The organism is Gilliamella sp. X-60, assembly GCF_057063585.1.
Genome location: NZ_JBXSQJ010000024.1, coordinates 1 through 26297 on the forward strand (window position 1 = coordinate 1; position 26297 = coordinate 26297).

Here is a 26297-nt window from a genome sequence, read left to right on the forward strand (position 1 = left end):
ACGGTGATTGCTAAACGTAATTATGGTAAGGATATAGATAAAAGCAGTATGGATAGGTGCCTTTATCGCTATCGTCATTTAGTCGAGAATGCCTTTGCTAGAATCAAGCAATATCGTTCAATATCAACTAGATACGATAAGTTAGAAAGGAATTATGCCAGTATGGTATCACTGGCATTTATGTTAATGTGGCTGCCAATGTATTGTTGAGCAATTTATGTACAGAAAAGATCAACAGCCCCTAATGATTAATGAACTTATCATTTTTGGTAAGATCTAACGAAATCCTATTTTTTTGATTAGTCATTTTTATCTTTAGGCTTTTTGTATAAAACGTAAAATACAGCTAACTTATTGAGTAGACATTAGAATCGGTATTTACAAATTATTTTGATTCAGGTTAAATAACTAACTATATTTAGTTGGGATGGTGTTATGAAATTAGAACAAATCGCTCTTTTGGCTGGTGTTTCAACAACAACAGCGAGTTATGTGATCAATGGAAAAGCCAAAAAGTACCGCGTAAGTGACAAAACAGTTGAAAAAGTCATGTCGGTGGTAAAAGCGCATAATTACCAACCTAATGCCGTAGCAGCAGGCCTTAGAGCCGGTAAAACACGTACTATCGGTTTTATTATTCCTGATTTAGAAAACAACAGTTACACCCGCATTGCCAATTATTTAGAACAACTAGTAAGAAAAGAAGGGTATCAATTATTACTAGCATGTTCTGAAGATGATCCACAAATCGAAAAAGAGTGCGTCAAGCATCTTCAGCAACGTCGAGTAGATGCTTTGATTATTTCATCATCATTCGTTTCTGCTCAGGATTATATTTTTTATGACGACTGGCAAAACGAAAAGATTCCATTATTCGCACTTGATAGAATATTATCTATATCTAAATTTAGAAATATTGTAGGTGCCGATAAACAAGATTCTAAATCACTGGCCCAAGCATTTAATAACTTTGTAAAAGATTCAGTGGTTTATATTGGGGCTTTACCAAACTTGTCGGTTAGTCAACTTCGTCTAGATGGCTTTAAAGGTATCAAATTTAATAATTGTAGTAAAATTGATTTTTTATATGCAAATAACTATAGTCGTCAAGATGCTGATTTTGCTTTTAGTCAATGGTTAGAAAACCATGAAATGCCTAATGGCATTTTTACTACTTCTTTTTCTTTATTGCAAGGAAGTATTGATGCAATTTTAAGAAAATTTGGACATCTACCCGAAGCCTTAACGATTGCTACCTTTGGTGATAATGAGTTATTAGACTTTTTGCCATGTAAAGTCATATCGCTTTCACAAGATCACAAAGAAGTTGCCCATGTAACAATAAAATTGTTTTTAAACTATCTGCATAACGAGAATTATCAATCAGGTACGACAATAATTCCGAGGCGATTGATCTATCGAGGTAGCTTAAGCCGTTAAGATATTGATAGACACCAAACGCAATATTGGCTTTAAAACAGTTTAAATTTTAAATAAAAAATAAGATCCAGATCACAAATTATTGATCAATAGAAATAATTTATTTGATAATTAATATTAATTTATTCATTATTGCTGAAACGATTCAATAATGTTAATTCAAGGATTTATATTTGCTGAGTCATTTTAGTCGACCCAACATTTTAACCCAGAGGTATTTATTATATGTTTCATTTAGTTAAAGAAAACATTCATTTAAATGAACAAGCTACAAATAAAACAGAAGCAATAAAGAAAGTTGCATCGGCATTAACCCAAGCAGGATATGTTGAAGATGGTTATGTCGATGGCATGCTTGAACGAGAATCTCAAGCAGCGACATATTTAGGCATTGGTCTTGCTATTCCCCATGGCACCACTAAAACTCGCCATTTGGTGAAAAAAACAGGGGTGCAAGTATTTTGTTTTCCTAATGGTGTTGAATGGGGGGGATGATGGTGAAAAAGCCTATCTTGCAATTGGTATTGCAGCAAGTTCTGATGAGCATTTAGAATTACTTCGTCAACTCACTCATGTGCTTGGTGCTGATGGGGTAGAGGAACGAATCAAAAAAATTCAATCGGCCGACGAAGCAATTGCCATTTTAACTGGCAAAACAAGTTCAGAAGATAGTCAATTTACTGTAAATGAATCTGCATTATTATTGGATATTCCTGCTGATAGTTTATCAACACTACAAGCATTAAATGCATCACGTTTAAAACAGCAAAATGCAGTCAATGCAAGTTTTATTGCTGATGTATTAGATAATAAACCAACTTACCTAGGCGAGGGTGTTTGGTTAAATGATAGCAAAGAAGGTAATTTAAAAAATGCGGTGGCGATTAGCCGTACCACTAGTAATCTCAATGAAGATGGTAAGCCTGTTAAGTTACTTATTACTATGTCAGTCGTTGATGATTCTGTTTCTGAAATTATAAATAACATTGCTACTTTAGCTTTTAATCAAAAATTAGCGTTACTATTATCAGCAAATATTGATGGGCTTATCAATCTTCTGTTATCTGGTTCTCAAACTGTAGGATCTGATGAATCAGGAATTCAATCAACTTCTCCAAATGAGTCGGCTATTACCGAATCAAACAATGAATCATTAAGTCGTGAATTTATTATTCCTAATGAGAATGGTTTACATACTCGCCCATCGTCTGTTTTAGTCAAACTCGTTAAAGAATTTAACAGTAAAGTAACTGTTGCTAATTTAGATGGCAAAGGCGAGCCAGTGAGTGCAACAAGTTTAATGAAAATTGTTGCATTGGGTGCCAAAAAAGGCAGTCGATTAAAATTTACAGCGGTTGGTGATGATGCGGCTCAAGCACTTGATGCTATTGGTAAAGCGATTGAAAGCGGTCTAGGTGAGGGTGTTTAAATGACTTATCGTATTGCAACAATCACCTTAAATCCTGCTTATGATCTTTTAGGTTTTTGCCCAAAAGTGGAGCTTGGTGATGTTAATTTAGTCCAAACTAATGCGTTACTTGCTGCTGGTAAAGGCATCAATGTGGCTAAGGTTTTGTCTGATTTAGATGTTCAACTAACTGTCGGTGGATTTTTAGGTAAAGAAAATCGTGATGGCTTTAATTTATTATTTAAATCATTAAATGTGGTTGATAAATTCGAAACAATTGCAGGGCGTACACGTATTAATGTTAAGTTGACCGAAGAGAATAGTGAAGTAACAGATTTGAACTTTTCGGGCTTTACTATTAGTGAGCAAGACTGGCAAAACTTTGTAAAAAACTCTCTTGAATGGTTAAAAGACATTGATATGGTTGCTATTAGTGGTAGCTTACCTGCTGGAGTATCACTTGATAAATTTACAAATTGGATGGAACAAGTTAAAGCGATTTGTCCAAAAATTGTATTCGATAGTAGTCGAGATGCATTGGTCGCAGGATTAAAAGCAAAACCATGGTTAATCAAACCAAATGATAAAGAGCTTGAAATGTGGATAGGTCGTAAATTATCGACATTGGATGATGTAAAAAAGGCTGCTATGGAGTTAGTTAATGGCGGCGTTGACAATGTCATCATTTCGCTTGGAAGCAAAGGTGCATTATGGGTCACTAAAAATGAAGCATGGTTAGCAAAACCACCTAAATGCCAAGTAGTTAGTACTGTGGGGGCTGGCGATTCAATGGTCGCTGGTTTAATGTATGGTTTAATCACTGAGCAATCAATTAAAGACACTTTAGTCTTTGCATCAAGTGTTGCGGCTCTATCGGTTGGACAGGCTGGTGTTGGCATTGCTGAGCGTCAAGCTGTAAATAATATGCTAGAAAAAATTGAAATAATTGCTGCATAAGGAGTATTCATGAATATATATATTATTGAAGGTAGTCATGCAGGTCCAGTTAATGGACGTTTAGCTAAAGCAGAATTAGCTTTAGCGGCAAATGCCTTAAATTTAAACATCGTTGACACTGCTGCATCAGCAGATATTATTGTTGCTGTCGGTTCGGGAACCATTAGTGATAAATCTGTGGTTGGCAAAAAAGTGTATGTCGTTGAAGACTTAAATCAACTTTTTGCTAATCCAAAACAGATTTTAACTGATGCACAAAATAAAGCGAGTGTTTATGAACAATCTGCCGAGGTGACACCAACAGCAACGTCAAGTCATGGTGTAAAACGTATTGTTGCTGTTACTGCTTGTCCAACAGGCGTTGCTCATACTTTTATGGCGGCAGAAGCCATTGAAGAAGAGGCCAAAAAACGTGGTTGGTGGTGTAAAGTTGAAACTCGCGGTTCAGTTGGTGTTGGTAATGAATTAACACCAGAAGAAGTCGCTTCTGCCGATGTGGTTATCGCTGCTTGTGATATCGATGTCGACTTAAGCAAATTTGCGGGTAAAAAACTTTATCGTACCAAAACAGGTCCTGCCCTGAAAAAAACAGCACAAGAATTTGATAAAGCATTTGAAGAAGCAACGGTTTATCAGCCAGCAAACGCTGCAAAAACTGAATCAAGCAATGATAAAAAAGGTGTTTATCAACATCTATTAACTGGCGTATCTTACATGTTACCAATGGTGGTTGCAGGTGGTTTGATTATTGCGCTTTCATTTGCTTTTGGTTCATTTGAAATGGTTGAAGGGGTGCAAAAATTAATAGGTGAACCGCATTTAGCTCAAATTGGAGGGCTTGCTTTCTCACTTATGGTACCATTGCTTTCAGGTTATATTGCTTATTCTATTGCTGATAGACCTGGGCTTGCACCGGGGCTTGTGGGTGGTTTACTTGCGGTATCAACGGGTGCAGGCTTTTTAGGTGGGATTATTATTGGTTATTTTGCTGGTTATTTGGCGCTATTAATCACAAAATATTTACCATTACCAAAAACGCTAGAGGCATTAAAGCCAATATTAATCGTACCACTATTTGCAACGCTTATTACAGGTCTTGTGATGCAATTTATTGTTGGTACCCCTATTGCATGGTTAATGAACGCTGTAACAGTATGGCTAAACTCAATGGGTACGGCGAATGCGGTTATATTGGGAGCTATTTTAGGCGGAATGATGTGTACTGATATGGGTGGGCCAATTAATAAAGTTGCTTACGCATTTGGTACTGGTTTAATTTCAGCACAAGTTTATGCACCAATGGCTGCGGTTATGGCTGGTGGTATGGTTCCACCGTTAGCTATGGGCTTAGCAACACTTATTGCGAGCAAAAAATTTGCTAAAACTGAACAAGAAAGTGGTAAAGCTTCATTGGTATTAGGCTTGTGCTTTATATCCGAAGGGGCAATTCCATTTGCTGCTCGTGATCCATTACGTGTTATCCCATGTTGTATTATTGGTGGGGCAATTACTGGTGGCATGGCGTTAGCCTTTGGTTCAACATTAATGACACCACATGGTGGGTTATTTGCCTTAGCAATTCCTGGCGTGGTTAAACCTGTAGTTGGTTACTTGTTATCTATTGTGACTGGTTCTGTTATTGCTGGTGTGGCTTATGCATTTATTAAACAACCAGAGTCAGAAGCTGCAACTGCCGCTTAATTTTAATCATATAAATAAAAGCGCCATCAAAAGATGGCGTTTTTTATCATCAATACATTATTTTTTTACCCAACGCTGTAGATCTTTAGGAATAAAGTGATCTATTTGTTGTAATATCAATTGTGGATCTTCCGAAACGATTAAGGTTTTATAAAAACTATCTCGAACAAATCCTTCGTTCACGGCATGTTGTAAAAAATTGAGCATAGGCTGCCAAAATTCAGCTGGATTAAATAAAGCCACTGGCTTTTTGTGATAACCGATTTGCATACCCGTCCAGACTTCAAAAATTTCTTCTAGCGTACCTGTTCCGCCTGGCATTGCAATAAAGCCATCGGCAAGCTCAGACAGTCTTGCTTTGCGCTGATGCATATTATCCACCACTTCTAAACGAGTGATACCGTGGTGAGCCGTTTCGGCTTTGACTAAACGTTCAGGAATGATGCCAATTACCTCGCCTCCATGAGCTAAGACTGCGTTAGCAATAATACCCATTAAGCCTTTATTACCACCACCATAGATTAAACGCCTGTTTTGCTCAGCTAATATTTTACCTAATTGTTCAGCATGAGTCCGATATTCTAGGCGACTACCATCGCTTGCACCACAAAAAACACAAATATTTTTTTTCATCAATTTTATTCTACCTTTTATATCATTTACCTATTATTTTAACACAGCAATCACAGAATTTGCTTATAAGCTGAGCAGTTGATTTTGTTTAGTGTTTTAGAGATTGACATTGTCATTATAAATAGTTAATATTCTGCGTGTTAAGTGTTCCTCCATAGTTCAGTCGGTAGAACGGCGGACTGTTAATCCGTATGTCACAGGTTCAAGTCCTGTTGGAGGAGCCAATTTCCGAATTCTTATAGCCTGTTTATAGCAGGTTTTTTTGTATCTTAAAATACCTACTTATTTATTTCGTTGTTACAACAAATACGCTTAAAACCACGTTTTTTTGGGGATATGTATTTAATTTTTTAATCTTCTTATCAAATTAATGAGTTGCTAAAAGAAATTAAAATGAACACATTGGATTGAATGTTATCATTGTAGTTATTTTTAAATATTAATTAAAATTAACTTAGTAAATGAATGGTTTTTATAGTAAAAAACATTCCCATAATATTGTAAGGTCAATATAGCTGCCCTTTCACCGCGCTAGAATGCGTCGACAACTAAGCGAGGTTAGCACAACAAGTATGGATGTTTGGCGAGTTTGGGCTTTGTTAGGAATAAATTTGAACACCTGAGCAAAGTGAAGATGACATCAAAAGGCGAGTATCAGGTTGATACGAGTAAATATAAGTCGGTCGCATTCTGTAGCTAAAGTGTGGGGTGTTAAGGAATTTGCTAATTTCCTAACTTGACCGTTGTCACTGTTGCTATTGATTCCACCACAAAAAACTCAAAATGTCCGAAACCCAACCACACAAATTATTGTCAAATATTGTCACCCTAACCCAAAAACTATAAAAATAGTCAGGTGGTGCATTGATTTTATTATTTTTTTATCTTGTTGTTTTTTTTCAAAAATCAAAAATTTCAACCATTTAAAGTTTCCTTCAAAGCTTAAACCATTCTTTCCTTTACATTCCCTTACAAAAAATTCCCCAAAAAAACTAGCCAAGCTTTTTTTAAATATTATAATTTTAACGGTAAAAATTAAATTAGCTCATTTTACAGGCTAATAATCATAAAAAAACAAATAAAACAATATTTTATTTGTAAGGTGGAATGTTATGAAGTATAATCTTGGACAACAGACAACAGACAACAGACAACAGACAACAGACAACAGACAACAGACAACAGACAACAGACAACAGACAACAGACAACAGACAACAGACAACAGACAACAGACAACAGACAACAGACAACAGACAACAGACAACAGACAACAGACAACAGACAACAGACATGGCAAACCTATGTCTTAAATTTATCCAATAATCGCATTAGACGGTTTTTTATCCTTTCCTCGTTTATATCATCAAAATTATCCACCGAATTATTTGCAAAAATCCCGTTGGCATTAGTGCCAGTGTTGTTATTGCCGTATTCGCAAGGTTCGCAAGCATTAACGGCACATACTAGCCAAGTGATTCAAGGTAGTGCGCCGTATTTAACGTTTGAGGAGGTCAAACTAAAGTGACTACCACTGATGCGTTATTGTTTATTACCTTGCCAGATGGCACAACGGTTACGCCATCAACCAATACATCAAGTGCAACAAATCCAATAAGGCTAATAAATGAAAGTAATCTTAGTAATATAGGGATGTTGGTGTCGCCGTCAACCAACACAATAGGATTAGATGCACTTATTCGAGCGCCGTATAACTATTGGGGAGATGATGATGGAGATGGTCAGGGTACTAATGGGGTGACTGCAACGGGGAGTATATCGGTGAGTTTCACTGATAAAAATGGTAATGCAGTAAGTCGTAGTGATACATTAGATATATGTAGTGCTCCTTATAAGGCGACATTAAGTAGTACAGATGGTAATTTAACTACCCAGTATGGTATACCGAATAGCAGGAATTTCGGGGGTAGTACGGTGACGTATTATATCAATCCAAATTCACCGCCTAAAGTTTGTTACGCAAGGCCGAATCTTTACTTTGGTAAATATGAAGTGGCAGGACCTGCTAGCATATGGAATTCTGATAAGGGTTTTTTAACTCAGTCAACAAATACAACATTCTACGACCGAAATTTTCCTACTACAGGTGCTGATGGATTATATTTTGATTTAGATATAGGTGGGGTGGATGCAAGTCAATTGACCTGGTCGGCTGTTACTCATGGTGGAATAACGGCTACTGTGAGTTGGACACAGCCACGTTCTGGCTCATTTGCAGGCGCATGGAACATAACAGAATACGATGCATGGATTGATGATAAATCTCAGTATGTAACGCGAGTAACATTAAATGGTCCTAGAGCGAGTGATGCGCAAATACAGTCAGATAATCCTAGTCCACTTCGTAGACCTATTTTACCGCAGACCTTTGAATTAGAGGGTAGGGATAAAAGTGGTAATGTGGTGATTAAGTACGGTTTTGTATTGCAGAAGTGGTTTATCAATCGAGGTCATAAATGGAGGAGCTATTCTAAACAAGCATCGTGGTGTAGTAGTTTGGGGTATCGTTTGTCACGAGTCAGAGATTTAACCAATTCGAAATGTGGTAAGGATAAGTGGTTTCCATGCTTAGAAGGCATAGAGGGTGCCACACCGTCATCAAGTGGTAATTATTTCCAGCGTCAAATAGGAGCAGGTTTTTTACCCGAGTGGGGCTACTTAAGTTATTACCCTGATGAAGTTTTCCAGACTAACGGCTTTTGTGTAGATTCTGAATATGGCGGCAAGGTTATTATCGAAGGTGAGTACTACGATGTAATCTACGTCGACGATGACTCTGGCAATTTCAGTGGTGTTATTTGCACTGCCCCTTAACTTTTAGCATTGAGTTCTTAATCATTAAGGCGCAGTGATACTTATATGACTGTAGTTGGTTAAGTTATCAAAGAACAGCTCCCGCGTGTCAGTTGGGGGGAGCAGGCAGAGCCTGCGAGCTTTGCGCTTTAATGACGGAAAATCAAAAAGCACTTCCCCGACTGACGACGCTTAAGCTGTAAAAAGTTACTCAACATAAACAATTAGACATTATCATAATAAAAATTGAGTAAAATTAGTACCAAACAAAACAGGCTATTTTTTAGCTGGTTTTTTTGTATAAATGTCAAACGATTTTTTTATAAAAATATCAAAAAGTGATGAAGTGTGATTGTAGTAAGGTGGTTTTTTGTGACGTATAATTTGGTATCCACTAAACAACTTTCTACCGTAAAATCAACATGAAATTTAATATAATCATTGCAGCCTTAATGGCAACCAGTTTATCTTGTGCTGCTGTAGAGCTTGCTCCGCATTGGGATTATGAAGGCGAATTCAAACCCGAAAATTGGGGAAAACTTTCACCTGAATTTTCAACTTGCGAAACTGGAAAAAACCAATCACCCATCAATATTGAGCATGTTTTTAAAACGCACCATGACAAGCTTAAACTAGCATTTAAACAAAGTAAGCAAGAAATCATCAATAACGGTCATACAATTCAAGTTAATGTTAATGATGGCAATACGCTTGAAATTGACAACGAAGTGTTTACGTTACAACAATTCCATTTCCATACACCAAGCGAAAATAAGATTAAAGGCAAACAATTCCCTATGGAGGCTCATTTTGTTTATAAAAACAAAAATGGTGACTTAGCGGTTATCGGCCTGATGTTTAATAAGGGAAAAGCTAACCCTGAGTTGGCGAAAGCTTGGCAACAAATACCAGAAGAAGAAGGGGATACAGCAGCATTAAATCAGCCTGTCGATATTAAGGCTTTATTACCGAATAGGTTAGATTTTTATCGCTTTAGTGGATCTTTGACAACGCCACCTTGCTCTGAAGGTGTTCGATGGATTGTGTTAGAGCAAGAAAGTAGTGCATCTGCTGAACAAATTGAAAAGTTCCATTCAATTATACATCACGATAACAACCGTCCAATTCAGCCTTTAAATGGTCGTGTGATAGTTAATTAATACTTTTTGGCTCTATCGGTAAGAGCAAGTAGAGCCAATAATTACTGCACTTATCACTTATAACACACTAAAATATATAATGTATTTTTTAATGGCTTTTTGTCATTAAACATTACACGAATACCGTATAAAAATTTTACGCTATCATCAAATAATATTAATATCCTGTCAAAACATGAAAAGTCATATAATTAGGACTGCTTTATTGATTTTATGTTCAGGTGTTTTTTATCTTTATCTTATCTTTAGTGCCTCAGCATCTTGATTGTCTTCAATCATATTCTATAAATACGAGTGGATAGGTTAAACTAACTGAACCACCTATCGTTATATGCTTTTAGGGATGAAAGCATGATTATTGGCAAATTAAGGTCAAATCATCAAAGAAAAGTTTCCCCAACTTAAGAGCAATTGCGCCCACTAATATAACAGTAATACTTAATCCAGCATGAATTACAAAACAAGTCAGGTTTGTAATAATGTACTTAATCCACAATCGATCACCTAATATAAATGCTTAATGACTTAAATTTTAAAAAAGGTTATATTATTCAACAATAAAAGTTGCATTTTTATAATTAAAAAGGAACAGCTGACATGAAAGGAAAAATTTTTAGTATTGTCATAATATTATTAGCTGGGACTTGTGTGCCCCTTTCTGCTAACGCAATTTATGAGATAACTTGCCCTGATTCTGTTCAGGTAAACGCTATCCCCACCGAATTAGAAACATTACCTGAAGGGTGGCAAATATTCGAACAAAAAAATCTGTTGTTGCGAGTTGATAGTGGTGAAGTATACCATGGTAAACCAGTGAATTTAGGACAGATGATACCCTTTACAACTACCATTAAAGGTAAAAAATATAAGGATTCATGGAGTGTTGATACTCGTTATGATACACCTAATGATACTGGTTATTGGTTTAATTGTTCTTATTCACGTAATCGGGTTCGCCTGATAAAACACATCGATCCGACTATGAAAACCTGCTGGGTAATCTCTTCAAAAGATGCAAAAGGTAATATGAAAGTAAAACTAAATTGCGATAAAAAAATACATGAAGGTCGACAATCATATTCTAAACGTGAAAATAAAGTTAGTTTAAGCTCTAACATCGGATAAAGTTAGATAGCAAAAATAGCCTTGGTTTAGATAGTTAATAGTCTAATGCATTTAACTTAATAAAATGATATTAACTATTAGAAATCATTGCATTTTTTATAAGATTAAGAAGGAATAGCAAACATGAAAGGTAAAATTTTAAGTTTAGCTGCAATTGTCGTAATGGGGGGGAGTCTTTGCCGTTCAGCTAATGCAAATCAAGAGATAGTTTGTCCCGAATCGGTAAAAATAAAATATGCTAAACCTGAACTAGAAGTTGTGCCTGAAGGCTGGGAAGTGTCTGAAAAAGGCTATGATACGAATAAAATTAATGGTTTAATTTTGCCAGAAGATATCGCTCACACCAGCTCTCTTATTCGACTCAATCAAGTTGAAGTATATTCCGGAAAATCAACTGATTCAGCAAAACGAATAAAACCCAAGCCCGCAATGATAAATGGGAAAAAATATCAGGCAGTTTGGTTGTTAGAGGGCAGTGATGATACTAATAAACTGATCTTTTGGGCTAGCTGTAATTATAACTATAATAACGAAGTACAATTGACAAAGCCTATTGATGCATCACTGAAAACTTGTTGGGCAGTTGACAGCCAAGATCAGCATCAAGGAACACTTGCTAAATTAGTGTGTAGTACTGAAAAAGCAAAATAAATTAATATTAGTTTGGATATCTCGGGGGATATGTTCATATTTCCCACAAAAGTTATACCTCAATAAAGATAGTAAAAGGTAGTTGTTTGTGACTGCCTTTTACTTTTGTCAGATATTGGCGTTTTATATAGTCCTTTATCACACTTATAACCATATTGGAGCAAGTGAAATAAATAATGAAAATCTAGTTTGATTAAATCGTTATTTATATAGATTGCTTCTCTATATGTTGATTTATAAAATCAATGACAGGTTGCCAAATTTCTTGTTCGGGTGCTTGATAATCCCATAAAGGTGTAACCAACTCATCTAATATTTGCAATTTAGCGAGAAAATTTTTTGAATAGGTTTGACGTTGTTCATCTGACATGGCTAGTAACCTTTCTGACGAAATGTATTTGCGCTTTTGCCGTGGGTTTTCAATAAAATTGCCTAAACTACATAATTCTTTCTCATTTTCACATTCTGAATAGGAAAAGGGATAAGTTTGTTCTACTTGTTCAAAAGCATCTGCAATTTGCGGTAAATTTACTGCTTTCATTGCCGGTACAACATATTTTGCTGTAGCATAATTCCATAAAAGATTACACCAACCATCACTTTGCCAATGACTAATGGTATGAATGACAACAAAAGCATAGAAAGCATTTCGATCCAGTTTTGTGCTTAGCTCTGATTCGCAAGGGATACACTCATAAATCTTATCAAAGAACGCGATGACATCTTCAAAATCAGATAGCTTTTGATTCTGAGTTAACATATTAATTGTTATCATATTATTTCCTTATCCTAATTTATTTGCATTTTAACATATTTGAAAAGCAATGAAATGCTATCTTAGCAGCAGTTTTAAAACTATGCTGTTTTATGGGGTGTCTACAACTAACCGTATAACTATTTTGATGACAGCCTGAAGAGCACAAAATAAACTTAGTGCAAAATAACGAATAAAGCCGTCATAAAAACGGCTTAATAGGGTGAATCAATCTTTTATGGTTACTTGTCCATTCATCAACATCGGAAGAAGAAAATCTCTGAGTTCTGTGAGGTTCTGATTTTCTTGTTCTAGAATATCTTGTTTTTCCAATAAATTAGCAAGTTTATTGGAAAATAATAATGCTAATTTTTCAGGTGGAAGCGCTATTTTTATAGTTTTTAATACTGAGGCTGAAATTTCTTTAAAAGTCGAGCCGGATGATGATTGTATAATAGCCTTTAATGAATTTAATACAGTGTAATAAATAAACCCCGAGGAATATCCTTTATTTGGAATAAAAGATTTAAAACCTTGATTTGTAGTTATTTCATTTCTAGATAAAGCCATATATCCTATGGGGGCTCTTGAACTTAATAAAACAGTTCCTGCCGGATATTTTTTTAGAGAGGCTGATTTCATCCCCAAATTTGATATATCTTTGCTTCCTCTTGATATAAACTTATTGCCTCGGTTATTTGATAAGTCGTTTGGAGTAATCCATGGAATACCATGTTTACAAAAATTTTTCTCTTCACTTGTATCAGGTGTACTTCCTCCGACTATTTGGCCAATGTTATCTAATGAACCATTATTCCACCCCTCAGGAATTTCACGCTTAAGCACCGCATTATAAATCATCTTTCCACCCGAAGATTTGTAGGGTTTACCATTTTCATCGGGGAAGTCAAACTGTACAAACCAATAGTCATATAGTGTTTTAGCCATTGACTCAAGTTCAGCGTTGATTTGATTGTTGAGCTCGATTTTTTTGTCTAATAAGTTCAAAAAATTAGAAATTTTTTCTTGCTCTATTTTAGCGGGTATCAAAACTTCATAACGCTTTAAAGCGTTTTCATTTACTCGTTTACGACCTGAAGTCCCCTCCATACAACTAATTGCTTTTTTTCTAAAAGTAGGACTTATTGTCAGATAATATAAATAATGACTATCAAGATCTTCGGTAGCCCTTAAAACAATAAATTCTGTTGAACCAAAACCTATTTCATTTTTATTCAAAATATTTACATAAGCTGTTTTTCCATTTTCAAGACATGGTGTTATTTTTGCTAATAGAACATCCCCATTTCTGAATTTACTACCTGATTTGTACTCACTAAGAATAAATCCTGTAATTTTTTTTTGCCATGCCGTTAAATATTCCATAGGAACTTTTTTTAATCTATCTCCTTTAGATACCCTTTCTGGAGGGTTAAAGATAGCTATAGTACCCAATTGTCTTAATTCGTTTTTACTCATACTTCACCTTCACCAACTGATTTTTAATCTCATCTTCTAACTGGCGAGATTGACTAAATAAGCTTTCCAAATTATCACTAAACTTCTTCATTTTTGCAGCAAACTCTTCTGGGGTAATGTCGACATATTCAATTTTGACATCAAAATATTGTCCAGCACTTAATGAGTAGTTCTTATTAGCAATCTCTTCATAGCTCACTACTACCGAAAAATCATCTTTTATTTGTTTTTGGTTAAAAATCTCAATAATTTGTTGTTCTTCAGCTGTTGTTAAAATGGTTTTTTGATTCTTCCCATCTTTAATCTTTTCACCTAAATTGGAGGCATCAACTAGAACAACATCACTTTTATTAGCGCCATCGATAAATAAAATTGAAACGTTCGTTCCTGTTGTTGCAAAAATATTACTGGGCATTGACACGACACCTGCTAGCATTTTATTTTCGACCAAATACTGACGGATCGCTTTATCAATACCAGATTGTGCGGTAATAAATCCAGTTGGTACAACAACAGCCGCTTTTCCTGCTGGCTTAAGCGAAAAAATAATATGCTGTAAAAAAAGCTGATAAATTTCCATCTTACTTTTGTCTTTTGCTTTAATTTTTGGAATTCCAGCAAAAAAACGTTGTCGATTTTCATCACAATCCAACTGTTCTCTAAAATCGCTAAAATCGAGTTTAAACGGAGGATTAGAGACGATATAGTCAAATCGTTTTAATCGATTGCCTTCTTTATGATAGGGATGTAGTAATGTATTGCCCTGAATCACATTAGAAATAGAAAGAACCAAACTATTTAAAATTAAGTTAAGGCGTAAAAGATTAGATGATTTTTGCGAAATATCCTGCGTGTAAATAGCACAGCGATCTTCACCAATCGCATGAGCAAGATTCATTAATAGTGTCCCAGAGCCTGCCGCAGGGTCGTAGCAGCTAATATTTCTTAATACTTTATGTTGTTCTTTGGGCACCAAAATTGCTGCCATAATGCGTGCTACTGCATGTGGTGTATAGTATTCAGCATATTTCCCCCCGCTGTTACTATTGTAATCTTTAATGAGGTATTCAAAGATTGTGGCATAAAAATCATAGCCTTTTGCAAAGCTACCTTCAAAACTAAATTGAAAGTTCACCAGCTTATTAATAATGGCTCGACAAAATTCATCCCGCTTTGCGGGATCGGCAATAAATTGGCTAATGCGATCAAAAAGAACGACCTTGGCTTCCCCTTCCGTTTTGATTGCAAAAATATCATTATTCAATGTTGCTATATCAATCAAGGTATCATCAACTAATTTAGCAAAGTCACCTTCATTTTGTCGCTGAAACAAAAAACGGATAAAATGAATTGGCTTCAATTTAGCAATATTTCCATCCATTTTTCGCTCTAATTGTGCGAAATCATCTTCACTCATTGCTGATATACACTTATAAAACTCTTCAGCATCTTTGACTTTAGCAAGATTTTTATCTTTCTTTTTAGCCTCAGCAATAAATTGATCATTTAAAAATTTGTATAAAAATGCTTGAGTAATGATTTTAAATTCATTGCCATCGTTGCCTAACCCATAGTTAGCACAAACGCTTTTTAAATCGTCAATAAGTTTTAGGGTATTAGTTTGTAACTTAGTTTCTATTACCACGAATAGGCTCCATAATTAAATTCTTTTAAATATTCATTTACAATCAATTGATTGAGATAGTCTGATGCGTTAATGCTAAGATTGATATTTTGGCGTTCCACAAAATGTTCAATAATATTTGGCATAACCATTCGTTTAAAATAACTTTCGTTATCCAATATTTGCAAGTTACGCAAAACTAAATCATCCGTATTTTGTTTAACACCGAATAGTGCTTCATAAATATTGCGTTCCGATGCTTGAGTTTGATGATTTTCTAACAAACGTTTATGTAATCGGGTGTACTTTCGATCACCTTGATACTTTTTCCTAAGTAGTTCATTTTGACGGTTTAGCTCTTTAATACGCTGATAAATATGATTTAATACTGGTATATTTTGTTTCATCTCTTCTTGTGTGATTTCACGTAAATTTTTCTTTTTGAACAGTCTTTCTAACTCTTCTTTGAGCGTGATAAATTTGGGATCTTCTTGGTCAAAATTGTTACTTAATGCTTCGCGCACTTTACGAAGTGTTTCTTTAAATTCATCGGCAAGTACTAGTTCTTCTTCCCCGACTTTGATAAATTCAAAAATAATATCTTCTAGGGCGATATTGATTAAGTTGAGATCATCACGGCCTTGTTCAATGCTTTCTTTATAATTTAAAGTAGTTAACCTATCGACCGTCATTCGATAAAGATGATTGAGCTTTTCAAAATCAAGGTGAGTTAAAAAAGCATAATCTTGTTGTAAACGAATAATATTATAAAGGCTTCTGGCATCCTCTAACGCTCTTTTTAATATATTTAACGTTTTTTTATCATCAATTTGATTGATTTGATCACTAAAAATTTCTGCATTTTCACAATCAAAACGGAATAATACATCTTTGATATGCTCGATTTCTGCTGCAATTTCTTCAGACGACTTAAATAAGTGTGAATAATGCTCAATTTCATCACCCAACTCCTCTTGTAGCTCATTAAAATAAGCGCGATTTGTTGCATCGAACTCTTTACGTATATCCGCAAAATCGACAACATAGCCATAACGAAAATCTTTATAAGGTCGGTTAACTCGTGTGAGTGCCTGTAGCAAGTTATGTTGGCGAATAATACGTCCAAGATAGAGCTTTTTAAGCCGTTTGGCATCAAAACCAGTAAGTAACATATTGTAAACAAATAGAAAATCAATATTTCCTGCTTTAAATTCTTCTACCAATATTTTACGATCTTCTTTGGTTCCAACATCATGTAAAATTAGTGCAGCAGAATTCACCCGACAATTTTGCCATTTTTTAGTCTCATAATGGCTGTTCGGTTCTGCGATTTTTAAAACGGAATAAATACTTTCATTGGCCGCCTTGAGTGGTGCTTGTCTTGATTGCCCCGTGTATTTTTCATTAAAAATCGCAAACATTTGCTTTGCTTGTTCGGCACTATCACAAATTACCATACCGCCAATTGATGCGTCATTATAGGCATGACGACTGGTTTCAAAGTCAGTAATAATGTAATCAAGCATTGGCTCGACAAAATGGGGATCGGCATACACTAAAGAACGGTTAATTTCACCTTGCTTAACTTCAATTTCATCAATCGCTTTTTGTAACGAATGTTTATAACGTGTTGCAATATCTTCACGAATTAAACGTAATGTATAACCATCAGAAATAGAGGCGTTGTAATAGTATTTATGAATATAATTACCAAATAAACGACGTGAGTTATTGTCGCCTAACAGTGGTGTTCCGGTTAGACCAATATGAATGGCATCTCGATCAGACTCAGTAAGATTGGCTAAAAAACTACCCGTGGGTTTGTAGCTGCGATGGACTTCATCTAGAAAATAAATACGCTGAATCGAAAGGTTATAATCGTTATTTAAAATAACATCAGGATCGTCTTTAAATTTCTGAATATTAACTACCGTAATTTCAGGACGGCCACTATGATTATGAATCACTTTTTGATTTTTAATTTCTTGGCTAAACTGCTCTCGAGAATTAATAATATGGACGACTAATCCTCGGTTAGTAAATTCGCGTTGAGCTTGTTCCAGCAAATCAATCCGATCCACAATAAAATAGAACTTAGGAATAATTTGCTTTTTTTGGAAATAATCGGTTAAAAATCGGACATTATAATAGGTTAATGCGGTTTTTCCACTACCTTGAGTGTGCCAAATAATACCCTTTTTAATATTGCTATTAAGTCGCTCTTCAATAGCTTTAGTAGCAAAGATCTGCGGATAACGCATGATATGTTTTTGCAAACCATCACGCTCAGAAACATAAGCTAAAGCATATTGTAAGATGAAAGCTAAGCGTTGCCGACTTACTAGGGACGTACAAATTCGATTAGTTGGTCGATTGGGGTCTTTATTAATATCAAATTCCGAACTGGCACGAATAACTTCCAAGTTGTTATCTTTTAAGATGACCAGCTCTTGTTCTTCATTTAATGGTTTAAGTAACGTTGTAAAGTTTAAATCTTCTTCTTCTCGGAAATAGTTAAAACTCAGTTTATGGTAAGATGGGCTAGCATAAAATGCGCCATCAATTGGCTGCAATGCGTTTTCATCATATTCCATATTATTAGAAAAAATCATAAACTGAGTTATATTAATAAAACGCCTAAATTTTTTATTTTGAAAACGTCTATTGATGCGATTATACTCATCTTGCATCCCTTTCCGATTGTTCGGTTTTTTTACTTCAATGAAAATAAGCGGTAATCCATTAATCAATAAGGTAATATCTGGACGAAACTCTTCATCTTCGTTTTGATAGGTCAACTCTGTCACAACATGAAAGCTATTATTATTAAAATTTTCAAAATCAATTAACTTGATACCTGAACGATTGATTAACATTTCATAAAAAGCTTTACCAAGGTCTTCATTATCAAGGCTCAGGCTAATATCTTGCAACAGACGATTAATATCATCCTGAGTTAGCTCAGGATTAATTCGAGTCATGGCTTCATGAAATTGAACTGGAAATATGTTGGTATTTTTATCCCATTGCTGGGTTTTGAGTGATAGATATTGATAGTCTAAACGGACTAAATGCAGAATAACAGGAATTTTTACGCGAGTATCTTCATTAAATTTCATTATCTTTACCAACGTTGGTTACTTGAGAAGGAGATTTTTAGCTGTAATTATAACAAAATTTGGTAACTTGCAGAATTCAATTAAAAAATATTATATTATTTTCAAGTTACAGTGACTAAATACTAAAATTTCTTTTTTGAATTTCTTTAGAAGAATATCTTAAAAATTAGATATAGTTATATGCTCTAGAGGAGATTTATAAGTTCAAGTCTTCAATCATTAAATATAATCCGTTATTGTCGTCAATGAATAATCTTTACCCTAGGGTTTGGCTGTTTTGGGTTGAGTTGAGTATCTGTCAATGAGGTCGTTATACGATTTTTTAGTTATATACTACCTGTATAACTAAGCATATACCTAAAATTTTGGTTGTAAATGTATCTTGTTAATACTTACAGAGTGATAAAACTGTCTCTAACGCTTGTTATTTCTGGGGGGCTTTAGTGGGTTTTAAAAAATCTTACAAAATATTGAAGTGGTGGAGCTGGCGGGAGTTGAACCCGCGTCCGAAATCTCTACATCCTCGGTACTACATGCGTAGTTTGTTTTTGAATTTCATCTACCCGCTGCGAACAAACACGCCACTGATAAACTAGCTTGATTAAATTTAATGCTTCCGCCCCAAGCAAGGCTTCCACACGATCTCGTTTGGGTTTGACTCCTCTTGATCCCCGTCCTACGAGCGGAGGCTAGGGAGAGAAGGCTCTATACAGGTTATTAAGCTGCTAGTGCGTAGTTTTCGTCGTTTGCGACTATTTTTTTGCGGTTTATTTACGAGGCCTACCGCACCTCGGCATGCACCTTGGGTTTCGCAAATCCCGTCGAATCCAGAATCAGCCCCAATTGTGAATTGTACCTAAGCACAATATCAGGGCATTATAGGTGAATTCAAGATGGAATACAAGTTAGGCAAGATCTGAGTTAGCCCGATTTTTGAGCGGAGTATATCGCGATCGTTTTAGGCTTGCTATTTAATCAAAATTTACCAATTTTAATTTTGTAAAAAAGTTTCAGGTAACTATGTGTTTCAGTATAAAAATAAAGTTTGTAACAGTTAAATTAGGTTTCGGAATTAATCGCGTTATTTACTGTAATTTGAGAAACGAATGTTATAAGTTATAAATAGATATAAAAAACAAAACTAACGTCAAATCACAGACAAGCGATATAGCGTTTATATCATAAAGAAAAATAACCGCCACAATGTTTCAGTCGTTTGACCATATATAACACGCTAAAAAAGTCTGATTTCAGGCTAAATTTTTTGTAAAAAATATTCAGGATTCTATACCGTTTCATGGTTATTTGAGAATTTTCAGTCTCTATTTATTAAATTGTGTAATAACCATGGTATCAATCAAACATTCATAAAACCCGCCAGCCAACAAATGAATGGGCAATCCGAAAAGCGATAGGTGCTTTAGTGAAGATGTGAGGTTTGCTTTTCAGGTTATATTTTTTTGTAAAAAATATTCAGGATTCTATACCGTTTCGTGAACCATTGAGACTTTGCAGTATTTATTAGATCGTGTAATAACCATGGTATTAATCAAACATTCATAAAACCCACCAGCCAATAAATGAATGGGCAAGCTGAAAGCGATAGAGACTTTAGTGAATATGTGATATTTGCTTTTCAGGTTATATTTTTTTGTAAAAAATATTCAGGATTCTATACCGTTTCGTGATCCATTGCGACTTTGCAGTATTTATTAGATCGTGTAATAACCATGGTATCAATCAAACATTCATAAAACCCACCAGCCAACAAGTGAATGGGCAAATCGAAAGTATAGGGATTTTTATGGTGATGTGGCATAACCACATTTTTTACAAATTAGGTATATAACACGCTAATTATTTTGTATTTTGATGAAGGTGAATGAGCAAGTTTTATAATATTTATAACTATTTTTAAATATTTTTGAAAATAATTATTATTTAAAATCAATGTATTAATTGTTATTTGGTTAAAAGTTAAAAAATATATGAAATTAAATTGAACTTTTTGCCGTTTAATCTGTCTATATTAACAGATTACGTTTTTCATTTTTTGCCTTCCACTCGAATCTTCGAGTGGATTTTTTTTGTCTTATATTTTCCCCTCTAAAGTAATTTATTAAATCCTTTATTTATTATTAACAGTTGGCGCTAGTTTTTTTATTATTTTTGCTAGAAATAATTTGCGCTTATATAGGCAGAAAGATAGTATTGCTAAAATTTTGGTTATTTAAATAGCGCCTTTTTATTCGTTATCAAGCCTTTTCAAAAAATTGTTTAAAACTATTTTGAGTATCATTATTTTTAATAATAGCTTAGGCAATAAGCTGTGCTTGGGTTGCGAAATCGTTATGTGAGCAGAGAGAATTATTATGTTATTTTCAAACAGGACACAAGGACACTTAATTGCATTAATGACAGTGTTTCTTTGGGGAACAACATTTATCGCAACTAAGATATTATTAATTGATTTTAAACCGGTTGAGATCTTGTTTTTTCGATTTGGACTTGGTTATCTAACTCTTTGGATCTTAGCACCACGTTTTTTTGCATGGCAGGGTTTTAAAAAAGAGGTTATGTTTTTGTGTGCTGGGCTGTGTGGTGTTACTTGTTATTTTTTGTGCGAAAATATTGCATTAACCTATACAACAGCGTCTAACGTTGGGGTTATTACTACTTTAGCACCAATATTTACTGCGATATTATCGATATTCTTTTTAAAGATCGAAACGCCGCCGAAGCGTTTTTATATTGGTTGTTTATTTGCCGTTGTTGGTGTTGGGATCATTAGCTTTAATGGCAAGTTTGTTCTTTCGCTCAATCCCCTTGGTGATCTGCTAACTATGTTAGCTTGTTTGTTTTGGGCTTGTTATTCAATTTTAGTAAAAAAGAGTAGTAATTATGGTTACAATACAATTTTATTAACAAGAAGATTCTTTTTTTATGGTTTGATGTTGATGCTTCCTGTATTGCCTTTCTTCGATTTTGAATGGCAATTGTCTCGTTTTACCGATCCTGTAAATCTACTCAATATTTTGTTTTTAGGTGTTGGCGCTTCGGCCATTTGTTTTGCATCTTGGAATTATGCCGTTAAATTAGTAGGAGCAGTTAAGATTAGTATTTATTTATATTTGGTTCCGATTCTTACTATTATCGCTGCCGTTGTGATTTTGCATGAGCCGTTTACTTGGATTGCCGCTATTGGGACATTGTTTACGCTTTGTGGCGTGTTATTATCAGAAGGCAAAATCAGCGTAAAAAGAAAATAAGCCGTTTTTGCTAAATTGAATATGAACAGGCGCATTAGCGCCTGTTTAATCATTTTTTAAAACATTTTGGTATTATGAATCGAATTATTGCATTCTTTTATCAATGGCATCCATGATAATTTTACCCAAATGTTCATAATTTTCATCGAAATGGTGTCCACCGGGTAATTTAAATGTTTCTCCTTTCATTTCTGGTTGTAAGCATCCAGTATCATTTATTTCTTCTTCACCATAAATACAAAATAGTTTGCTGGCAGGAATGCTATTGACTTCTGGAGCTGTTTTCATTTCGTTACCCGATTGACCAAGCCAACCACTGATTTCAATTTCAAAATTAGCATTTTTTGAAAATGCGATCATCACAATGGCTTGAACGCTATTTTGATCTGCGCTTGATAAACGATTGTAAAGTGCAGGTAAGATATCTCCGCCAAATGAATACCCGGCAAGCACAAAACGGGTTGTTCCCCATTTTTCACGATATTGTTGCATTAAGTAAGCAAGATCTTTTGCACTACGTTCAACAGAACGATGTTGCCAAAATAGTTTTAATGCATCAACCCCCACTACCGAATAACCGTGCGAAGCCATATACTCGGCTGATACCTTATCTAAATCACGCCAGCCACCATCACCCGAATAATAAAGCGTAACCATATTAGGGTGAACTTCTTTGCTAGTTGCGGGTAATTCAATAACAGGTAGCTGTTCATGTTTGCCAAATAAAATCGACGCAAGGTGTATACTCAGTAGTTCCACTGGCGAAGCCTGATATTCTCCAATTGCCGTTGTAACAGCGATTTTTTTTTGCTCACGAGGAAATACAGCCACTTCTTCTTCGGGAGGATTATTCCAAATTACTTGCCATGCCCCGTGGTTTGCTTGTGTTGGTAGCGCAGCATCACAATCTTTATGATCGAGTGTGAATTCAATTGATAGTGCTTTAGCATCATCACTTTGTTGTTCGGCTAACCAACGGTATGCAAAAGCAGCTCCTTCTTGCATACCTGCGACAGCAAAATTAGACTCGTCTAACACTTTTACGGCTTGTTTAAACCGATTTTTTTGTTCGGCACAGCTTGCCTGTGGCTTTAATTCAAACTGAACCAGTTTTGCGCCCGTTTTTTCTGATAAATTTAATAGTTGTTGTTCTGTAAAATGATTATCTTTGGTGGCCACTATAACAGCTGCTGCTTCAGCAGTTTGTTTAGGACTTGCCGATATAATAGACAGATCATTGTTGATAGTGATGACGTTTACTGATGCACTGCTTTGGTTTTTTATCAGATACCAACCAACCAAGCCCAGCAAGGTTATGAGGAGCATGATAATTAAAAATAAAATACAACGTATGATTTTTTTCATATTATGGATTCTTATTCTTTTTTAGACCCGTTATGCCGCCTGAAATAAGCATGGTTGTGTCAATGAGTGCAACTAAAGGATCCAGTCCAGCAGGCACTGCCATATAACGGGGTTCCCAATGCGTTGCAAACTTTTCTTTAAAGCGACGTAGGCCTTGGAAATTATAAAAACGCCCACCACGGCGAAAAACTAATGCACCTAGTCTTTGAATCATGGGAGCACCTCGGCGCCTTTGCATGCCAGCAAGGGGTACCATGCCTAGGCTAAAATATTTATATCCTTTTTCTTGATAATGTAAAATTAATCCAACCATTAAAAATTCCATGGTTAATTTAGGTATATCTTGCACCACTCGCATTAAATCAATACTCGCTGAATGGTGTTGCTTGGTTTCTAACAGATTGACAAAAGCAATAATGCGATCTTCATAGGTAATGGCCGCGATGGTGAAATTATCCAAATATTGTTTAGAAAACGATCCTAATGAGAACCCTTTTTCTTTCGAATGTTTGTTTTTTAGCCATGCATCAGAGACGGCTTTTAATTCATCGATCGGTGCTGCTCCTGGTGGATAAAACTTTAGCGAAAGTCCATCACGTTGCCCTCGGTTCCAAGTATAGCGAAGATCTTTATAATCTTTTGACGCCAAATCAAATATTTTTAAATTGACTAAGGCTTCTTCACCTAATTTAACGGTACGTAAACCAATATCCATATAAAAAGGTAAATTTGCTGCTTTGACTTGATAAAAAACAGGGCGAAGATTATGTTGATCACAAAGATCACGAAAAGCCCAAATTAAATCAGCACGATCAGCATTATCGCCAATGGGGTCATAAAGTGCAATCATACTTCGCCCACGCCTTGCGTACATAATAAATGAGGTTTCGGCCTCATTAAACAGTAATGACTTATCTCCAGTCATAGCAAGCCCGCCTTCAGGCTGTTTGGAATCTAGCATAATTTGGTAAGCCTTGCTAAGCTGTGCTTTGTTGGGTTTAGTTAAAATAGGTAATGCTGGGCGAAAAATCCAAAATAGCATCACACAACTTAATAAAATAAAGCTGCCCAAGGCGGCACGTAATGCTCGTGGCACTTTGCTGTCTAATTCAAATTGCCACCATAAAGCATGACTATAAGGTATATCTTGGTAGATAAATAAAATCACCCATACAAACAGTGCGATCATACCAAAACAGATGGCAAAAAATTTAAAAGAAAAAGGAATGATCATCAAGCGGCTTTTTCGATAAAAAGAGTGCCTAAAATTGATTAATAAGAGGGCAATGCTTAATAATATGGTAGCTTCGATCCAATGTAATCCCCGTAATAAGGAAAGCACACTTCCTATTATTAATAATATGACCGCACCCCACCAAGCCGAAAAGAGCCGACGACGTAATCCCATTGCGAGCAATAAACATAAAATACCGATTAAACTCGCAATTAAATGGGCAATGTTGATCACTTTTTTGGGAATCAATGTGTTAACTAAGTCATGATTAAAACCGGGTAATACGCTTGAAAACATCATGACAACACCTGCGAAAAACACGGTAGAGGCCATGACCAACGCAGCAATACCTGTTTCGGTCTGTTTTACCTGTGGTGCAGTTAAATAGTGCTTGCCTTCATTAACCAGTAATAAGATCCCTGCGGGAATAAGTGGGATTAAAATATAAATAGTTCGATAAATAACAAGCGCAACGGTTAATGGTGCAGCACCAATTTCTGATGATAATGCCGCTAACATAATTGCTTCAAAAACACCTACCCCTCCAGGGACATGGCTTAGTACGCCAGCAACTAAAGCTAAAATGTAAACCATAATAAAAGTGATGAAATTAGGCTGTGTTGGTAATAAAAAGTAGAGAATAGCACCAGCTAAAATAGCATCAAATAACGTGATAATAAGCTGACAGATTGCTAAGCGGATGCTTGGTAAGCGAATTGTCCAGCGGAATAGTTGAAATAGCCTTGTGTCTTTATTGGGTTTTTCGGGTAATTGATGTCGATACAAAAAAACAAAAACTAAGGCATAAACACAAAATATCGATATTGCGGTTAACCATATGCCATTTTTTGACATATGAAGCGCTAGCATTGTTTGTTGTGTGTGGATTAATGCGGCAATTGTTGCAAATAAAGGTAATGAACAACCTAATGATAACGTCACAAAAAGTGACATTCTGGCCACATCTATGGCGGTTAAGCCTTGTTTAAAATAAAGGCGGCATCGCACAGCTCCCCCAGATAAAACAGACAAACCTATAGCATTACCAATTGCAGAGGCACAAATTGCGCCAAGAATTAACATTGATGCTTTTAATTTGACTCCCGCATAACGGGCTGCTGACCATTCATAACAAATCAACATAAAATAACTACCAACAGCCGATAAGCAAGAAAATAAAATTGCGTTAATTGGAAGATCTCGAAAGGCTTGTTTTAAATCTCTCAGATTAATTTCTTTTAATAGATTCCAACAAATCATTAATGCAATAAAAAAGATAGATAGCCCTAGTAATAAAGCTAGACGTTGGCGGTATCGAGTGAAGCGTTCAATGAACTGCCATGGCAAAACCTTGCGTACTAATGTTTTCACTAGGTGAACTCCAAAATTTGCTTTCATGATGCCTGAGATCTGCGCATTCTACCTTTCCAATCTACTGAAAACAATCGAAAGAAAATAAAGAAACAATAAAAAAACATTAATTACTGAAATTTTACTATTAACGGCGGTGTATTTATTTTAGCCATATAAGATTAAGTTACCATAGAAAGCGCATTTAACTTGCT

The 26297-nt window shown here is 35.3% G+C and carries 17 protein-coding genes, 1 tRNA gene, 1 other RNA gene and 1 pseudogene; 12 read left to right on the top strand and 8 right to left on the bottom strand.

Going from position 1 to position 26297, the window contains the following annotated elements; all coding sequences use genetic code 11:
- The 5 genes and pseudogenes from ACYIAM_RS11085 to fruA all read left to right on the top strand — a co-directional run.
- A partial coding sequence (locus ACYIAM_RS11085; protein ID WP_141671378.1) for a transposase occupies positions 1 to 210 on the top strand: 210 nt, incomplete at its 5' end.
- A gap of 225 nt (positions 211 to 435) precedes the next feature.
- A complete protein-coding gene (cra, locus tag ACYIAM_RS11090; RefSeq protein ID WP_483748302.1) occupies positions 436 to 1440 on the top strand; it encodes a catabolite repressor/activator in 1005 nt (334 codons plus the stop codon).
- 225 nt (positions 1441 to 1665) lie between these two features.
- Positions 1666 to 2869: pseudogene (gene fruB, locus ACYIAM_RS11095) on the top strand (fused PTS fructose transporter subunit IIA/HPr protein).
- Positions 2870 to 3805 (top strand): 1-phosphofructokinase, encoded by a 936-nt coding sequence (fruK, locus tag ACYIAM_RS11100; protein WP_483748303.1) that lies wholly within the window; start codon positions 2870 to 2872, stop codon positions 3803 to 3805. It begins immediately after the preceding pseudogene.
- 9 nt (positions 3806 to 3814) lie between these two features.
- Positions 3815 to 5506: a PTS fructose transporter subunit IIBC gene (gene fruA, locus ACYIAM_RS11105; RefSeq protein WP_483748304.1), complete on the top strand. Its 1692-nt coding sequence runs from the start codon at positions 3815 to 3817 to the stop codon at positions 5504 to 5506.
- A gap of 57 nt (positions 5507 to 5563) precedes the next feature.
- Here the strand turns inward: fruA and ACYIAM_RS11110 are convergent, their stop codons facing one another.
- Positions 5564 to 6139 (bottom strand): LOG family protein, encoded by a 576-nt coding sequence (locus ACYIAM_RS11110; RefSeq protein WP_483748305.1) that lies wholly within the window; start codon positions 6137 to 6139, stop codon positions 5564 to 5566.
- 148 nt (positions 6140 to 6287) lie between these two features.
- Here ACYIAM_RS11110 and ACYIAM_RS11115 point away from each other — a divergent pair.
- From ACYIAM_RS11115 to ACYIAM_RS11140, 6 genes are all read left to right on the top strand, one after another.
- Positions 6288 to 6363: transfer RNA gene (locus tag ACYIAM_RS11115), tRNA-Asn, on the top strand.
- A gap of 901 nt (positions 6364 to 7264) precedes the next feature.
- On the top strand, positions 7265 to 7666 hold the full coding sequence (locus ACYIAM_RS11120) for a hypothetical protein (RefSeq protein WP_483748306.1): 402 nt from the start codon (positions 7265 to 7267) through the stop codon (positions 7664 to 7666).
- Positions 7663 to 8973 carry a hypothetical protein gene (locus ACYIAM_RS11125; protein WP_483748307.1) on the top strand — a complete coding sequence of 437 codons (1311 nt, stop codon included), beginning with the start codon at positions 7663 to 7665 and terminating at the stop codon, positions 8971 to 8973. Before ACYIAM_RS11120 ends, ACYIAM_RS11125 begins: the two co-directional genes overlap by 4 nt.
- A 401-nt stretch (positions 8974 to 9374) precedes the next feature.
- Positions 9375 to 10112: a carbonic anhydrase gene (locus ACYIAM_RS11130; protein ID WP_483748308.1), complete on the top strand. Its 738-nt coding sequence runs from the start codon at positions 9375 to 9377 to the stop codon at positions 10110 to 10112.
- Positions 10113 to 10709: 597 nt separating this feature from the next.
- The gene (locus tag ACYIAM_RS11135) at positions 10710 to 11237 is read left to right on the top strand and encodes an STY0301 family protein (RefSeq protein WP_483748309.1); all 528 of its coding nucleotides are present in this window, start codon (positions 10710 to 10712) and stop codon (positions 11235 to 11237) included.
- Between the two features lie 123 nt (positions 11238 to 11360).
- Positions 11361 to 11888: an STY0301 family protein gene (locus tag ACYIAM_RS11140; RefSeq protein ID WP_483748310.1), complete on the top strand. Its 528-nt coding sequence runs from the start codon at positions 11361 to 11363 to the stop codon at positions 11886 to 11888.
- 205 nt (positions 11889 to 12093) lie between these two features.
- Here the strand turns inward: ACYIAM_RS11140 and ACYIAM_RS11145 are convergent, their stop codons facing one another.
- The 5 genes from ACYIAM_RS11145 to ssrA all read right to left on the bottom strand — a co-directional run bounded on the left by ACYIAM_RS11145 (position 12094) and on the right by ssrA (position 19705).
- Positions 12094 to 12663, bottom strand: a complete 570-nt coding sequence (locus ACYIAM_RS11145) for a hypothetical protein (RefSeq protein WP_160430361.1) — start codon at positions 12661 to 12663, stop codon at positions 12094 to 12096.
- Between the two features lie 207 nt (positions 12664 to 12870).
- A complete protein-coding gene (locus ACYIAM_RS11150; RefSeq protein WP_483748311.1) occupies positions 12871 to 14121 on the bottom strand; it encodes a restriction endonuclease subunit S in 1251 nt (416 codons plus the stop codon).
- Positions 14114 to 15766 (bottom strand): HsdM family class I SAM-dependent methyltransferase, encoded by a 1653-nt coding sequence (locus ACYIAM_RS11155; RefSeq protein ID WP_483748312.1) that lies wholly within the window; start codon positions 15764 to 15766, stop codon positions 14114 to 14116. Before ACYIAM_RS11155 ends, ACYIAM_RS11150 begins: the two co-directional genes overlap by 8 nt.
- The gene (locus ACYIAM_RS11160) at positions 15760 to 18864 is read right to left on the bottom strand and encodes a type I restriction endonuclease subunit R (protein WP_483748313.1); all 3105 of its coding nucleotides are present in this window, start codon (positions 18862 to 18864) and stop codon (positions 15760 to 15762) included. The genes ACYIAM_RS11155 and ACYIAM_RS11160 overlap by 7 nt, the downstream gene beginning before the upstream one ends.
- A 476-nt stretch (positions 18865 to 19340) precedes the next feature.
- Positions 19341 to 19705, bottom strand: a transfer-messenger RNA (tmRNA) gene (gene ssrA, locus ACYIAM_RS11165).
- A gap of 1531 nt (positions 19706 to 21236) precedes the next feature.
- Between ssrA and ACYIAM_RS11170 the strand changes: the two genes are divergently transcribed.
- A complete protein-coding gene (locus tag ACYIAM_RS11170; RefSeq protein WP_483748314.1) occupies positions 21237 to 22133 on the top strand; it encodes a DMT family transporter in 897 nt (298 codons plus the stop codon).
- A gap of 84 nt (positions 22134 to 22217) precedes the next feature.
- Here the strand turns inward: ACYIAM_RS11170 and ACYIAM_RS11175 are convergent, their stop codons facing one another.
- Both ACYIAM_RS11175 and mprF read right to left on the bottom strand, forming a co-directional pair.
- Positions 22218 to 23498: a virulence factor family protein gene (locus ACYIAM_RS11175; RefSeq protein WP_483748315.1), complete on the bottom strand. Its 1281-nt coding sequence runs from the start codon at positions 23496 to 23498 to the stop codon at positions 22218 to 22220.
- 1 nt (position 23499) lies between these two features.
- On the bottom strand, positions 23500 to 26103 hold the full coding sequence (gene mprF / locus ACYIAM_RS11180; protein WP_483748316.1) for a bifunctional lysylphosphatidylglycerol flippase/synthetase MprF: 2604 nt from the start codon (positions 26101 to 26103) through the stop codon (positions 23500 to 23502).
- Between the last annotated feature and the right edge of the window lie 194 nt (positions 26104 to 26297).

What these genes read in the sequence shown, in the direction of transcription:
- cra (WP_483748302.1), top strand. Translation starts at nt 436, where the DNA reads ATGAAATTAGAACAAATCGCTCTTTTGGCTGGTGTTTCAACAACAACA.
- fruK (WP_483748303.1), top strand. Translation starts at nt 2,870, where the DNA reads ATGACTTATCGTATTGCAACAATCACCTTAAATCCTGCTTATGATCTT.
- fruA (WP_483748304.1), top strand. Translation starts at nt 3,815, where the DNA reads ATGAATATATATATTATTGAAGGTAGTCATGCAGGTCCAGTTAATGGA.
- ACYIAM_RS11110 (WP_483748305.1), bottom strand. Translation starts at nt 6,139, where the DNA reads ATGAAAAAAAATATTTGTGTTTTTTGTGGTGCAAGCGATGGTAGTCGC.
- ACYIAM_RS11130 (WP_483748308.1), top strand. Translation starts at nt 9,375, where the DNA reads ATGAAATTTAATATAATCATTGCAGCCTTAATGGCAACCAGTTTATCT.
- ACYIAM_RS11135 (WP_483748309.1), top strand. Translation starts at nt 10,710, where the DNA reads ATGAAAGGAAAAATTTTTAGTATTGTCATAATATTATTAGCTGGGACT.
- ACYIAM_RS11140 (WP_483748310.1), top strand. Translation starts at nt 11,361, where the DNA reads ATGAAAGGTAAAATTTTAAGTTTAGCTGCAATTGTCGTAATGGGGGGG.
- ACYIAM_RS11145 (WP_160430361.1), bottom strand. Translation starts at nt 12,663, where the DNA reads ATGATAACAATTAATATGTTAACTCAGAATCAAAAGCTATCTGATTTT.
- ACYIAM_RS11150 (WP_483748311.1), bottom strand. Translation starts at nt 14,121, where the DNA reads ATGAGTAAAAACGAATTAAGACAATTGGGTACTATAGCTATCTTTAAC.
- ACYIAM_RS11160 (WP_483748313.1), bottom strand. Translation starts at nt 18,864, where the DNA reads ATGAAATTTAATGAAGATACTCGCGTAAAAATTCCTGTTATTCTGCAT.
- ACYIAM_RS11170 (WP_483748314.1), top strand. Translation starts at nt 21,237, where the DNA reads ATGTTATTTTCAAACAGGACACAAGGACACTTAATTGCATTAATGACA.
- ACYIAM_RS11175 (WP_483748315.1), bottom strand. Translation starts at nt 23,498, where the DNA reads ATGAAAAAAATCATACGTTGTATTTTATTTTTAATTATCATGCTCCTC.